The organism is Methanocella sp. MCL-LM (assembly GCF_049676595.1).
Taxonomy (GTDB): Archaea; Halobacteriota; Methanocellia; order Methanocellales; family Methanocellaceae; genus Methanocella_A.
The window spans coordinates 782,912-794,838 of record NZ_CP187259.1 but is presented as its reverse complement, the minus strand read 5'-3'; the positions used below and the strand labels follow the sequence as shown (position 1 = coordinate 794,838).

General features: G+C 57.2%; 14 protein-coding genes. 8 read left to right on the top strand and 6 right to left on the bottom strand.

The annotated features are described in order from the left end of the window. Positions 1-199 precede the first annotated feature (199 nt). Complete coding sequence (locus tag ACPLPM_RS03995; protein WP_424358953.1) at positions 200-889, bottom strand: hypothetical protein; 690 nt, start codon at positions 887-889, stop codon at positions 200-202. Between the two features lie 201 nt (positions 890-1,090). On the opposite strand from ACPLPM_RS03995, the gene ACPLPM_RS03990 reads away from it, so the two are divergent. Further along, complete coding sequence (locus tag ACPLPM_RS03990) at positions 1,091-1,795, top strand: hypothetical protein (protein ID WP_424358952.1); 705 nt, start codon at positions 1,091-1,093, stop codon at positions 1,793-1,795. 105 nt (positions 1,796-1,900) lie between these two features. Next, positions 1,901-2,077 carry a YHS domain-containing protein gene (locus ACPLPM_RS03985; protein WP_424358951.1) on the top strand — a complete coding sequence of 59 codons (177 nt, stop codon included), beginning with the start codon at positions 1,901-1,903 and terminating at the stop codon, positions 2,075-2,077. 230 nt (positions 2,078-2,307) lie between these two features. Here the strand turns inward: ACPLPM_RS03985 and ACPLPM_RS03980 are convergent, their stop codons facing one another. Further along, a complete protein-coding gene (locus ACPLPM_RS03980; RefSeq protein ID WP_424358950.1) occupies positions 2,308-3,156 on the bottom strand; it encodes a nitroreductase family protein in 849 nt (282 codons plus the stop codon). A gap of 169 nt (positions 3,157-3,325) precedes the next feature. Here ACPLPM_RS03980 and ACPLPM_RS03975 point away from each other — a divergent pair, with 169 nt between their 5' ends. Next, a complete protein-coding gene (locus ACPLPM_RS03975) occupies positions 3,326-3,649 on the top strand; it encodes a hypothetical protein (RefSeq protein WP_424358949.1) in 324 nt (107 codons plus the stop codon). Between the two features lie 43 nt (positions 3,650-3,692). Here the strand turns inward: ACPLPM_RS03975 and ACPLPM_RS03970 are convergent, their stop codons facing one another. From ACPLPM_RS03970 to ACPLPM_RS03955, 4 genes are all read right to left on the bottom strand, one after another. Further along, on the bottom strand, positions 3,693-4,706 hold the full coding sequence (locus ACPLPM_RS03970) for an OmpL47-type beta-barrel domain-containing protein (RefSeq protein ID WP_424358948.1): 1,014 nt from the start codon (positions 4,704-4,706) through the stop codon (positions 3,693-3,695). Between the two features lie 119 nt (positions 4,707-4,825). Continuing rightward, positions 4,826-5,476, bottom strand: a complete 651-nt coding sequence (locus ACPLPM_RS03965; protein WP_424358947.1) for a TetR/AcrR family transcriptional regulator — start codon at positions 5,474-5,476, stop codon at positions 4,826-4,828. Positions 5,477-5,571: 95 nt separating this feature from the next. Continuing rightward, positions 5,572-6,135: a class I SAM-dependent methyltransferase gene (locus ACPLPM_RS03960; protein ID WP_424358946.1), complete on the bottom strand. Its 564-nt coding sequence runs from the start codon at positions 6,133-6,135 to the stop codon at positions 5,572-5,574. A gap of 90 nt (positions 6,136-6,225) precedes the next feature. Next, positions 6,226-6,705 carry a TspO/MBR family protein gene (locus tag ACPLPM_RS03955; protein ID WP_424358945.1) on the bottom strand — a complete coding sequence of 160 codons (480 nt, stop codon included), beginning with the start codon at positions 6,703-6,705 and terminating at the stop codon, positions 6,226-6,228. Positions 6,706-7,301: 596 nt separating this feature from the next. Between ACPLPM_RS03955 and nifH the strand changes: the two genes are divergently transcribed. From nifH to ACPLPM_RS03930, 5 genes are read left to right on the top strand one after another with little or no spacing between them, the layout of a single operon-like run. After that, the gene (gene nifH, locus ACPLPM_RS03950) at positions 7,302-8,126 is read left to right on the top strand and encodes a nitrogenase iron protein (protein WP_424358944.1); all 825 of its coding nucleotides are present in this window, start codon (positions 7,302-7,304) and stop codon (positions 8,124-8,126) included. 14 nt (positions 8,127-8,140) lie between these two features. Continuing rightward, a complete protein-coding gene (locus ACPLPM_RS03945; RefSeq protein ID WP_424358943.1) occupies positions 8,141-8,467 on the top strand; it encodes a P-II family nitrogen regulator in 327 nt (108 codons plus the stop codon). A gap of 15 nt (positions 8,468-8,482) precedes the next feature. Continuing rightward, positions 8,483-8,902, top strand: a complete 420-nt coding sequence (locus ACPLPM_RS03940) for a P-II family nitrogen regulator (protein ID WP_424358942.1) — start codon at positions 8,483-8,485, stop codon at positions 8,900-8,902. A 14-nt stretch (positions 8,903-8,916) separates the two neighbouring features. Continuing rightward, complete coding sequence (nifD, locus tag ACPLPM_RS03935; RefSeq protein ID WP_424358941.1) at positions 8,917-10,539, top strand: nitrogenase molybdenum-iron protein alpha chain; 1,623 nt, start codon at positions 8,917-8,919, stop codon at positions 10,537-10,539. Positions 10,540-10,544: 5 nt separating this feature from the next. Next, entirely contained in the window at positions 10,545-11,912 is a 1,368-nt protein-coding gene (locus ACPLPM_RS03930) for a nitrogenase component 1 (protein ID WP_424358940.1), read from the top strand. Positions 11,913-11,927 lie beyond the last annotated feature (15 nt).

Sequence of the window (11,927 nt, the reverse complement as noted above, 5' to 3'; positions counted from 1 at the left end):
GATCTGATGGGCGAACGCTGCGCTGTGCATTAACACAAAGGGCACGGAGGACACGAAGGACACGGAGGACACGAAGGTAAAAGCCCTTTGACACGACACCTTTGTGTCCTTAACCAACCTTCGTGACCTCCGTGTCCTCCGTGTCCTCCGTGTTGAAGCACAGCGCAGCGTAGGCTGCTCTTTAGATAGAGCCTAAGGTTCACGGTTCGGCAGCTGCTACATCGATCTGTCTGATCGCCATCCTGGCCGCCTCCTCGGCGACCTCGAAGGATTCGAAGGAATAGGCGAGCACGTACAGGTTACTGTACTTGACCACGACGGTGTAGCTGCCCTGGCCGAAGACGTCGGCCTGGTATTTCTCGCTGCCGTCGCCGAGTGTAGAGCTCCCCGCATAGGTGACGTTGTTGACTCCACCCCAGTTGTAATTTGGATTGTTGATGAACCAGAGCGAAGAGTCCAGCAGTTGCCGGAGCGACTCGAAGCCGGTCGTGACGGTGAAGGGGCTGCTGGTCTTCGCCACGTAAACGCCGAAGGTCTTTGCCTTGGAACTCCCGGTGTAGTTGAAGTATTTGTACTCGTAGATGCCCGCGGAGTCTATGGCCTGATCGGTGGCGGCCTCGACGTCTTTGCGGGGATACGCAAGCTCCCCGAGGACTTCGATGATGCCCGCCTTTACGGCCGCACGATCGAGCCGGGCGTCAGTATCCGCCAGCCGGTACTCCTCGCCGCCGATGGCGACAGTATCGGGAAGGCTCAGGGCGGTAACGGATTTTTTGTACTTACTCAGCTGGCTGTCGAGGCCGCAGCAGAAGATGCAGCCAGAGCATAGTAGCATGGCGGCGATTATGGTGGCCGCTAGAAAAACTTTGGTGGCGTTCACGTGACTCATACCCCTGGTTACAGGCCCTGCCGGGGCGGCAGGCCGATTGTACTAGCCTGGCACCGATTAAGCAGACGTTAGGCGGCAGAGAGATATATAGCCAACGGCCAGGGCAGGGACGAGAGGACAGACTCGTAATAACCGTTAAATAGTAGATGCGGTAATGAGGGGAGACAATCAGGCATCCCTTTAAGCGGAGCTTAATTTGCCATGTTTGAAAATACCCTGCTGGATAAGATTCCAGCCCAACCTGCGGAAACCATAACTGAAGGCCCGCTGGAAAAAGTGCAGACCTTAGTAATGATCAGCGTAATGTTCTCGTGGACCTGCTGGATACCACTTCTGATGTCGGCTAAAGGTCTGATCGACCCCTACAAGCTGAATATAACCGGCGACATCGTCGGCTTTTTCCTTTACATCGCGGCGATGACCGGCATGTGGATCGTCGTGGTCGCCCTGATGCCCCCCGAAAACCGGATCGGCCAGCTCAAGGAAAAGTTCGCCATCCTGGGCAAGTGGAAAAAGAACCTCCACTGGTACCCCGTCGCCATCCTGATACCCCTGATGGTAGAGCTGATCGGCCCCGGAATCTACTCGATCGCCGGCGGGAACGTGCAGGGCCTCAGCGCTGCCACGAACTGGCAACACGTCGCCATCCTGCTGGTCCTCGGAATCCACTTTGCCATCGTGCTGATGCTCGCCGGCGCGGGCTACCTGCTGCCCCTTCTCAACAGCGTTTTCGAGCGCCGGAATGCCAGCATTATCGCCACGGTGCTCACCATGGTGTGGATGCTGCCGATGATCATGCTGGTGGTCATCCAGAGCTCGAGCTACTCGATGATCGCGTACGTGGCAGAATTCACTCCCCTGGCGCTGGCGCTGTTCTGGCTGTACTATACGGCCAGGACTGACTGAACATTTTTTACATTACTTCGCCGCCCGGTGACGAACTCGGATATAATAGATCTCCGCGATATCGACGATATCCCGGAATTACTTTTTTAGCCCGCATACGCGAGTGTGCATGGTGATAAGATGGCGAGAGACCCCGTGTGCGGCATGACGATAAGCAAGGACAGCGCAGCTGCGACCGAGAAGTATAAAGACCATACCTTCTACTTCTGCTCCGAGGCGTGCAGGGAGCAGTTCGACAAGAACCGCGATAAATACGCCACTCCGGCAGCCATGATGATGTAGCCGACCTTATGGTCGGTGCCGGCCTGATGGCCGGCCAGAGTATTAATGAGGGGGATGGGCTGCCTTCGGCAGGGCTGCTCTCGAAGTCGGGCATACTAAAAAGCATGAGTCAAGTAGTAAAGCGGAAGCTCCAGGGTACAAACAGGCCCAAAATACCTCCGAAGTCCTGGGACCGTAAAGCAAGCTGTTTGAAGCAGGTAATAAAGTGCGACGTCAACAGCTCTTCGGTGTTACCGGTCGGTCTCGAACCGCCACACTACACGTCCCTGTTCTTCGTTTAAAGAGACCTTGCAGCCCACGCTTTTCAGCCCCAGCCCCAGCCAGAAATGGCAGGCACATATGCCGATGTCGACGTCGGGGTGCTCCCACTTGAGATGCTTGTAGCCGACGGGCATGGCGACGGAGATAGTTTTGAAGTCCGGCGAAACAGTAAAGCGCCAGTGCTGGCTGTTGGCGGCCGAAGGGGCTTTTCGGGCGAGGTCGATCGCATACGCAATATCCTGGGGCAGGTCCGCTTCTTTTACGCCCCCTTCCAGCAGTTCTCCGAGGGGCTTGCGCTTGTAGCTGATGAAGGCCCCGGTCATCCGGTCCATCAGCCTGATGCCACCCTTTTCCCAGTACCCTAACGGAGTTATGCAGATGGCCCGCTCGCCGGGCACTGTGCCGCTGCCGTAGCCCCATTTTGGCTGAGGCTGCTTCCCGGCTTCCCCGAGGTGGGGCATCAGCCGCTCCAGCTCAGCCATGGTATAATGGCCGTACCAGCAGGTTGCCAGCCCAAGGGCGGTCGCGTAGAGGATCACCATCTCCCCGACGAAGCCTGCTGCCGATATCGACTTGATGTCCGTGTTCGCCATAAACGCCACGTTGTCGGGAGGCGCCATCTTCACTGTGTAAAGCCTGCTGCCCGGCGTGGCCTTGAAAAAGCGTACCTTGACGTTGTGCTGGAAGGGGAGGTTCATGCCCGAGTTCACGAAATCAGTGAGATCGGACATCGTCTTCTCTTCCACAGGACGCATCTCGTAGCTCCGGACGGACCGGCGGGTGTTAATGGCGGCTTCCCAGTCGATGGCTTTAGTCATATCTGCTCGGCTCCTTTCACGTTATTATGAATTGTATCTTTAAAGTAATTGCTTGTAAAAGTTCCGAGTATCAGCATCTAACATACATACCCGGCATTTCCGCACTCATCCGAGGCTCAATTCTTTTATCCCGGGTCACGAACACCACATCGAAAATGGTGGAATTGACATGAGACTAAAAATCGTAATCTGGAAAGCGCTTATTGCGCTGCTGGTGGCATCCGTGCTGGTAGTCCCGGCGCTGATGACCTCGGCTGAAGCGCAGCTGTACGGAAGCCAGTACTCGCAGTTCGGCTCGGGCCTGTACGGGCAGCAGTACCCACAGCAGTACCCGTATAGCGGAGGCATATACGGGCAGCAGCAGTTTATGCAGCAGCCATATCAGCAGACCTACCCTTACGGCGGCTTCCAGCAGTCGTGCCCGTACGGCTACTACTACGACCAGTACAGGCAGCAGTGCGTGCCCCAGATGATGACACAGGGCTACTACTAGATAAACGACTTTAAAAATGAGAAAAGGAAAAGAAAAACCATTTTTATTTTTTATCTGAACTTCCGGCGATGAGGAGCACTGCTGCCAGCCCGATCAGCGCAATGGCAGTGATGCTCACAGCGAATCCTGGCGTGGCCTGGGCGGTGGCGGAGGGTGACGGCGACGGGGTCGCTGTGGGCACCTGGGCCGCTTCGGCGATGACGATGGCCTTCACGTTCGCTACCTCGACGTTGCCGGCGTTATCCACAGACCGGTAGTAGACGGTCGTCATACCCGGCTTCACAACCGAGAACGGCTGCTGGTAAAGGAACCAGCTCGACCCGTCGAAGCTGTACTGGGTAAAGGTGACGTCACTGCCGCCCTCGTTATCCCGGGCAGCGAGCGCGCAAACTACGTCCCCGGTATACTCTCCGGCCCCCGTTGCGTTGCCGGTCAGGTTCAGCGTCGTCACCGGCGCAACGACATCAGAGGTACCTGCTACAGGAGTGGGCGTTCCGGCCTGCGGGGTTGGAGTCGCCTGAGAAGGCGTCGGTGTTGCCGCCTGAGCAGTAGGCGTAGCGTTGGCCACAGGTGTGATTATGACAAAATTCGTAGGCCGGACAATACCGCCGGGGAAGTTAATGCCCGCTTTGGAGGTCAGCATAACCATATCGGAGGTATCGGACGCCATGCCTGCAGGTAAGCCATACTGGCCGGTGTAAACATAGTCCGCCTTAGCCTGGAAAGTGTATGTCCCAGCTTCCGTCGCCTTGAACGGTAACGTAAACATGCCGCTATCGTTGGCGGACTTTTCAAAGTATTCCACGCTGCCCGAAGGATGGATCACCGTGAGATTAACCAGCGCGCCCTTGAACTTCATTGTGGGCTGGTCCGTGTCGTGGACGTACATCGTGACTGTAGTAGTCGAATTCACGGAGACGCTCGTAGGATCGACTTTCAGGTCGACGGTGAAGCCGCCGGCGCAGGCGGCCTGAGCCGAGAAGATGAGCAGCACGGCTAAAGCGATCGATACCAGTAAAGGCCTGCGGGCCTTCGTGAAAATATGCTTGAAGTTCATACCACCATAACCTCTTCGATAAAAATTGACAGGTTGATAGTTAGATAGTAGACAGGTGGTATATTTGCTTAACCTCAGTAAAGGTCATGCCAGTAACGGCAGGCTTACGGAAGCCAGTCTTACCGGCCCGTAATCTCCCTGCTCAGCATATCTATCAGCAGGTCTTCGACCACCGGAGTATCCCCGTAAATCCGCTCTTTGTTCATGACTGCCAGCCAGACAACATGGAAGAGCCCCCGGATAACCTCAGGCCCATGCTTCGGAGAGTAACCTTTGTTTCTCAAAACCTCGAACAGCTCGTTGAAAAAGCACTCCTCGTCCTGCTCGTGCTCGCTCTGCTTCTCCTTCGACAGGATACGGCTGATCTCGTCGCTCTCCCCGGAGTCGTACAGAGTCTGCAGCAGCGGGCTCCTGCCGAGCATCACGAACAGCTCTCGCAGCGCCTCCCGGACATCTGCCGGAGTCACCTTGGGCATCTGCGCCAGCCTGTCGACCAGAACCCCATAGGCCTGGTATTCCTCCCGGATCAGCTCGAAGACCAGGTCCTCTTTCGAGGGAAAGAAGAGATAGACAGTCCCCTTACCGATCTCCGTCGCACGGGCGATCTCATCGATAGTCGTCTTCCTCACCCCGTGCCGGGCGAAGAGCGTCCTGCCCTCCTGCATGATCTTCCGGCGGACTTCCGCACGATCTTCATCCGAAAATTTTCTGGCCATCTTTACACTATCCAGCTTGTAATCTGTGGAATCGGCTTCATCTGTGCAATCCATCGAAATCTGTGGATTCTGTCACAATCTGTGGAATCTGTGACGTCAGCACAGCGCAGCGTTCGTCTGCCTTCTCATTCACTTATACAACAATTATTTTATAGCTTCCGGCACAGGTAGCTGCGCATCACCAACGGCACGCTATACCGCTTATCCAGTATCTCGAATCCATTAGCCTTCGCCGCAGCCTCGAACTTCGCCCAGCCGAAGGTATCTTCCTGCGGTTCCTCCACCAGGAACACTCCACCCTTGCGGAGCATGCGCGCCGCCTCCTTCACTGCTTTCTGCCAGTCAGGTATGTGGTGCAGGACGGTGATGGCAAAGCAGGCATCGAGGCTATTAGCAGGTAGATCGAGCCGCCGCATGTCGCCTACGTAGAAGCCCACTGGCAGGCCCTTGGTTTTCGCCAGCTCGACCTGCTCGGGCATGTAGTCGAAGGCGATCATCTTCGATGGCGAGAACGTTTCCAGCAGGAATTTTGTGCCGAGGCCGGACCCGCAGCCCGCGTCCATGATTACCTTGCCCTGCAAGCTGATGCCGGCCTTCCGCAGCATCTTGCGCATGATCCGCAGCTCCTGGTTTTTCAGGAACCAGCCCCTCCAGGAGCTGTCTAATGCCCTCATCTGGCTCTCGGTGAGCCCTATCGATGGTATTTCGCCCATAATATCACTATGACTAAATGACCGTATTAGTCATAGAGTCATTATGAGAGAGGAGATATTTCTATCCTGCGTTTAGAGAGAAAAAACAGGCTACCGATTGAGCAGCCATATCCCGGCGTTCAGCGCCGTGGCAAAGCATACCCACAACAGATAAGGCACCATCAGGTACGCCGCCCGCCTGTCGACCTTGTAGAACGCCCAGGTGGTAGCCGCTATCGCCACCAGCAGCACTACTATCTCGATCAGCCCGCCGAAGATCATCCGCCCGCCGAAGAAGATGTAGTTCCAGAGCACGTTCAGCACTATCTGCACGGCAAACAGGCCTAACGCCAGCTTCGTCCCTTCAGCCGGCCACTTTCTCCAGACCAGGAACAGCGCCACGGCCATGAGGATGAAGAGCAAGGTCCACGCCGGCCCGAACAGCCAGTCGGGCGGGGCGAAAAACGGCTTGTCAAGCGTGTTCTGCCAGGCGACCCCATCGGCCAGGCTGATGGGAATCGACCCGAGAAGCGCGGCAACGAAGCAGATTGCCAGTGATGCGGCGAGTTTCACCCAGTCAGTGCGGTCCATGTGAAATCCCTTTATGAATTTTCATATGAGAGGACAGGGCTAAATAGGTAACCAACATAATCAGCCATTTTTATATAAATAAATTGTCTATGTGTCATGTATTATATCGAGTTGTAAAATCGCCTAGAATAAGCTTAATATTCTAATAATTGAAAATAAACTGTATCAGTAAATATTATTATAACAATTTTACCGGTATAGTGTATTATGTAACGTATGAATATCTCATAAATGTTTTAATTACATCGCCAACATACACCGGTTTTATCGTAGGGAATATGATTCTTTAAGAAAAAATTATGCTGATGATACTTAATATTTCATAACATACATTTAAATACTTGAACAGGGAAGTTAGTTTCCGTAAGTCCAAGGTTCCATGCGACAGCGCGCACTCTACGGTCAATGCGGCACCGGCAGGCCGGCTTAAGCCCGGAATTATACCGCCGATGTTGTGCCCTGTCTTAACGGACCGGGTACAATCCCTGAACAAACTCGCCGAGGCTTGTGCCTGTTGAGAGAGGCTGTGCGGGAATCCTGCGGCTACGCTTGAGATGGCGATAGACAACTGCTATTGAAATCAGGAGAACTAAACGATGCGACAAGTGGCAATTTACGGAAAAGGCGGCATAGGCAAGTCGACCACGACGCAGAACACGGTAGCTGCGCTGGCCGAGTCGGGCAAGAAGGTCATGGTCGTGGGCTGCGACCCGAAAGCCGATTCCACCAGGCTGCTGCTCCACGGGCTGAACCAGAAGACGGTGCTGGACACCCTGCGGGACGAGGGCGACGACATCGAGCTCGAGGCCATCCTCAAGCCAGGCTTCGGGGAGACCCGCTGCGTGGAGTCGGGCGGCCCCGAGCCGGGAGTAGGCTGCGCGGGCAGAGGCATCATCACCTCGATCAACATGCTGGAGCAGCTCGGCGCTTACACCGACGACCTGGACTACGTCTTCTACGACGTGCTGGGCGACGTCGTCTGCGGCGGCTTCGCCATGCCCATCAGGGAGGGCAAGGCCCGGGAGATCTACATCGTGGCGTCGGGCGAGCTGATGGCCCTCTACGCGGCGAACAACATCGCCAAGGGTATCAAGAAGTACGCCGAGACCGGCGGCGTCAGGCTGGGCGGCATCATCTGCAACAGCCGTAAGGCGGACAACGAGTACGCCCTGGTCAAGGCGGTCGCCGAAGAGATCGGCACCCAGATGATCCACTTCGTCCCGAGGGACAACATCGTTCAGCGGGCGGAGATTAACAAGAAGACGGTCATCGACTTCGACCCCGCGGCCAGCCAGGCGAACGAGTACCGGAAGCTCGCGAAGGCGATCGACGAGAACCAGATGTTCGTCGTCCCGAAGCCCATGACCCAGGACAGGCTGGAGGAACTGATGATGAAACACGGGTTCCTGGACGCGATGTGAGGAGGTATCTTAAAATGTTACTGATCAGATCAATCGTCAGACCGGACAAGAAAGGCGTCGTCCTGGCAGAGCTGTCCAAAGCCGGCTTCCACGCGGCAACTGTGGTAGATGTGGTGGGCAGAGGCAAGCAGAAGGGTATCAAGATGGGGAGCATGGTCTACGACGAAATTCCCAAGACCCTTATCATGATCGCCATCGAGGACAAGGACAAAGACACCGTGATCGGCACCATCCTGAAGGGCGCCAGGACCGGGGATAAGGGAGCCTTCGGCGACGGCAAGATCTTCGTGAGCCAGGTCGAGGATGTCTACACGATCTCGAGCGGCCTGAAAGGCCTGTAACCTGGGGATGCTGCGATGAAAGAGATCATGGCAATCGTGCGGATGAACAAGACGGGCGCGACCAAGAAAGCGCTGATCGAGGCAGGCGTAGCCGGCTTCACCGCGGTGAAGGTCGAGGGCCGAGGCAAGCTGGTGACCGACCCGGCGCTCATCGAGAAGCGGAAGGCCCAGCTCATGTCCCTGAGCTTCGACGACGTGACTGAGGCCGGGGCCACCGAGAAGCTGGTCACCGACTTCCTGGACGGCACCCGCCTCTTTCCGAGGCGGCTGTTCACCGTGCTGGCGCACGACGAGGACGTGCCCAGGATCGTGGAGGCCATCATGCAGGCGAACAGGACCGACTGCAAAGTTGGAGACGGCAAGATCATCGTCATGCCCATGCACGATGCGGTAAGAGTCCGCACCGGCGAGGCGGGCGAGGCGGCCATCTGGTAAGGGGAGGATAGAAAATGGCTATCACAGACAAGAAACTCGAGGACATGCTGGCGACTTACCCGGAGATCGTGAAGAAGAACAGGAAGAAACATCTCCTGATCAAGAACACTGACGTAGCCGGCGAAGCCGGCCAGGCCTGCCAGCAGATCGAGGCCAACACCAGGACTATTCCGGGTATCATCTCCCAGCGGGGCTGCTGCTTTGCGGGCTGTAAAGGCGTGGTGGTCGGGCCGATCAAGGACATGATCCACATCGTCCACGGCCCGGTCGGCTGCGCGTACTACTCGTGGGGCACCCGGAGGAACAAGGCGAGGGCGGACGACACCACGCCCAGGGAGAACATCTACTCCACCCTCTGCTTCACCACGGACATGCAGGAGCCGGACATCGTGTTCGGCGGAGAGAAGAAGCTGGCGAAGATGATCGACGAAGTGGTCGAGATGTTCCACCCGAGGGCCATCTCCATCAGCGCCACCTGCCCGATAGGATTGATAGGCGACGACATCGGCGCCGTAGCCAGGGCAGCCCAGGAGCGCCACGGCGTCCAGGTACTGGCGTTCAACTGCGAAGGCTACAAAGGCGTCAGCCAGTCGGCCGGCCACCACATAGCCAACAACAACCTCATGGAGCACGTGATCGGCAAAGGCACCCAGCGCAAGCCGGGGAGCTACGTCGTCAACCTGCTCGGAGAGTACAACATCGGAGGCGACGGCTGGGAACTGGAGCGCATACTGGAAGAGATCGGCTACACCGTGAACTGCGTGCTGACCGGAGACAGCAGCTACGTAGACATCAGGAACCTGCACCTCGCGGACCTGAACCTGGTCCAGTGCCACCGATCCATAAACTACATCGCGGAGATGATGGAGACTAAGTACGGCATGCCGTGGCTGAAGATCAACTTCATCGGAGTGGATGCGACCGCGAAGTCCCTGCGGGAGATGGCCCGGTGCTTCGGTGACGAGGCGCTGATCCAGAAGACCGAGGAAGTCATCGCCAGAGAACTGGCGATCGTTGAGCCCGTCATGGAGCACTACCGGAAGCTGCTCCAGGGCAAGACCGCCTTCGGGTTCGTCGGAGGCTCGAGGAGCCACCACTACCAGTACCTGTTGAGGGATTTAGGCATGGAGATGATCGTGGCCGGGTACGAGTTCGCCCACCGGGACGACTACGAGGGCCGGCAGGTCATCCCCACGATCAAGAGCGACGCCGACTCCAAGAACATCCCGGAGCTGCACCTCGAGCCGGACAAGGAGCTCTACCAGGAAGCGAACGTCTACCTGAACATGTCGAAAGAGCAGTTCGAGGAGCTGAAGAAAAAGGTCCCTCTCAGCCACTACGAGGGCATGAACCCGTCCATGAAGGAAGGCGAGGTCATCATCGACGACATCAACCACCACGAGTTCGAAAAGCTCGTCCGGGAGCTGAAGCCGGACTTGATACTGACGGGTGTCAGGGACAAGTACATCGCCCACAAGCTCGGCGTCCCGTCGAGACAGCTGCACTCGTACGACTACACCGGCCCGTACGCGGGCTTCAACGGTGCGATGACCTTCGCGAAAGAGGTAGCGAACGCGGTGTCGACGCCGGCGTGGAAGCTGGTTACGGCCCCGTGGGAAGAGCAGACAACGGAGTGAAAGACATGCTTGAGTGTATCCCCACCAGAAAAGTAGAGCACACGGCAGGGAAGATCAACCCCGCCAAAACCTGCCAGCCCATCGGCGCCATGTATGCCGCGCTGGGTATTCACGGATGTTTACCCCACAGCCACGGCTCCCAGGGCTGCTGCGCTTACCACCGGATGGGCCTGACCAGGCACTTCCGCGACCCCATCCTCGCCTCATCGAGCTCTTTCACCGAAGGAGCCTCGGTCTTCGGCGGCGGCGCCAACCTGAAGACCTCGATCAAGAACGTGTTCAAGATCTACAACCCCGAGATCATGGCGGTCCACACCACCTGTCTCAGCGAAACGATCGGCGACGACATCCCGACTATCATCAAGCAGGCTGAAGTGCCCGAAGGGAAGATCGTCATCCACGCCAACACCCCCAGCTATGCCGGGTCCCACATCACCGGGTTCTCGAACATGACGAAGGCGATGGTCACCTACCTCGCAGAGGCAGACGGCCAGGCGAAGAAGAACAGGGTCAACATCCTGCCAGGCTGGGTCAACCCCGGCGACATGCGGGAAATCCGGCGCCTGGTCGCAGACCTCGGCGTAGACATGATCATGTTCCCGGATACGTCGGACGTAGTAGACACGCCGCTGACCAGAAAGTACGAGATGTACCCCGAAGGCGGCGCCACGGTGGCCGAGATCCGGGACTCGGGCAACTCGAAGCTGACGCTGGCGCTGGGCTCCTGGTCGTCGGACGCCGCCGGGGCAGAGCTGCAGGAGAAATGCGGTGTCCCCTGCGTGCCGCTGCACATTCCGATCGGCCTGAAGGCTACAGATGACTTCATCATGGCCCTGAGGAAAGAGTTCGGCCTCACTGTGCCCCATTCGCTGACCGTAGAGCGTGGCCAGGTCGTCGACACCCTGATCGACACCCACTTCCACTACCAGGGGAAGAAAGTGGCAGTCGTCGGCGACCCCGACATAGTAATACCGTTGACAGAGTTCCTGCTGGCCATGGGCATGATCCCCGTCTATGTCATGACCGGAACGCCGGGCGGGAAGTTTGAGACGGAAGTGCGGGCCATGTTGGAGCAGGCGGGCATCAAGGAGTCCATAGTAAAAGCAGAGGGAGACCTGTTCGAGCTGCACAAGTGGATCAAGGAGAACCCGATCGACCTGCTGATCGGCAACACCCACTGCAAATACATCGCCCGGGCGGAGGACGTGCCCCTGGTGAGAGTCGGGTTCCCGATCTTTGACAGAGCAGTGCACTACCTGATGCCCATCGTGGGCTACCGGGGCTGCCTGCGCCTGATCGAGCTGATCAGCAACGCCCTGCTGGAGAGAAGGGACAGAGACGCGAAAGACGAGGACTATGAGCTGATTCTGTAATCAGCTCCCTTTTAC

Coding starts and splice junctions, on each gene's coding strand:
- ACPLPM_RS03995 (WP_424358953.1), bottom strand. CDS start 889: ATGAGTCACGTGAACGCCACCAAAGTTTTTCTAGCGGCCACCATAATC.
- ACPLPM_RS03990 (WP_424358952.1), top strand. CDS start 1,091: ATGTTTGAAAATACCCTGCTGGATAAGATTCCAGCCCAACCTGCGGAA.
- ACPLPM_RS03980 (WP_424358950.1), bottom strand. CDS start 3,156: ATGACTAAAGCCATCGACTGGGAAGCCGCCATTAACACCCGCCGGTCC.
- ACPLPM_RS03975 (WP_424358949.1), top strand. CDS start 3,326: ATGAGACTAAAAATCGTAATCTGGAAAGCGCTTATTGCGCTGCTGGTG.
- ACPLPM_RS03970 (WP_424358948.1), bottom strand. CDS start 4,706: ATGAACTTCAAGCATATTTTCACGAAGGCCCGCAGGCCTTTACTGGTA.
- ACPLPM_RS03965 (WP_424358947.1), bottom strand. CDS start 5,476: ATGGATTGCACAGATGAAGCCGATTCCACAGATTACAAGCTGGATAGT.
- ACPLPM_RS03960 (WP_424358946.1), bottom strand. CDS start 6,135: ATGGGCGAAATACCATCGATAGGGCTCACCGAGAGCCAGATGAGGGCA.
- ACPLPM_RS03955 (WP_424358945.1), bottom strand. CDS start 6,705: ATGGACCGCACTGACTGGGTGAAACTCGCCGCATCACTGGCAATCTGC.
- nifH (WP_424358944.1), top strand. CDS start 7,302: ATGCGACAAGTGGCAATTTACGGAAAAGGCGGCATAGGCAAGTCGACC.
- ACPLPM_RS03945 (WP_424358943.1), top strand. CDS start 8,141: ATGTTACTGATCAGATCAATCGTCAGACCGGACAAGAAAGGCGTCGTC.
- ACPLPM_RS03940 (WP_424358942.1), top strand. CDS start 8,483: ATGAAAGAGATCATGGCAATCGTGCGGATGAACAAGACGGGCGCGACC.
- nifD (WP_424358941.1), top strand. CDS start 8,917: ATGGCTATCACAGACAAGAAACTCGAGGACATGCTGGCGACTTACCCG.
- ACPLPM_RS03930 (WP_424358940.1), top strand. CDS start 10,545: ATGCTTGAGTGTATCCCCACCAGAAAAGTAGAGCACACGGCAGGGAAG.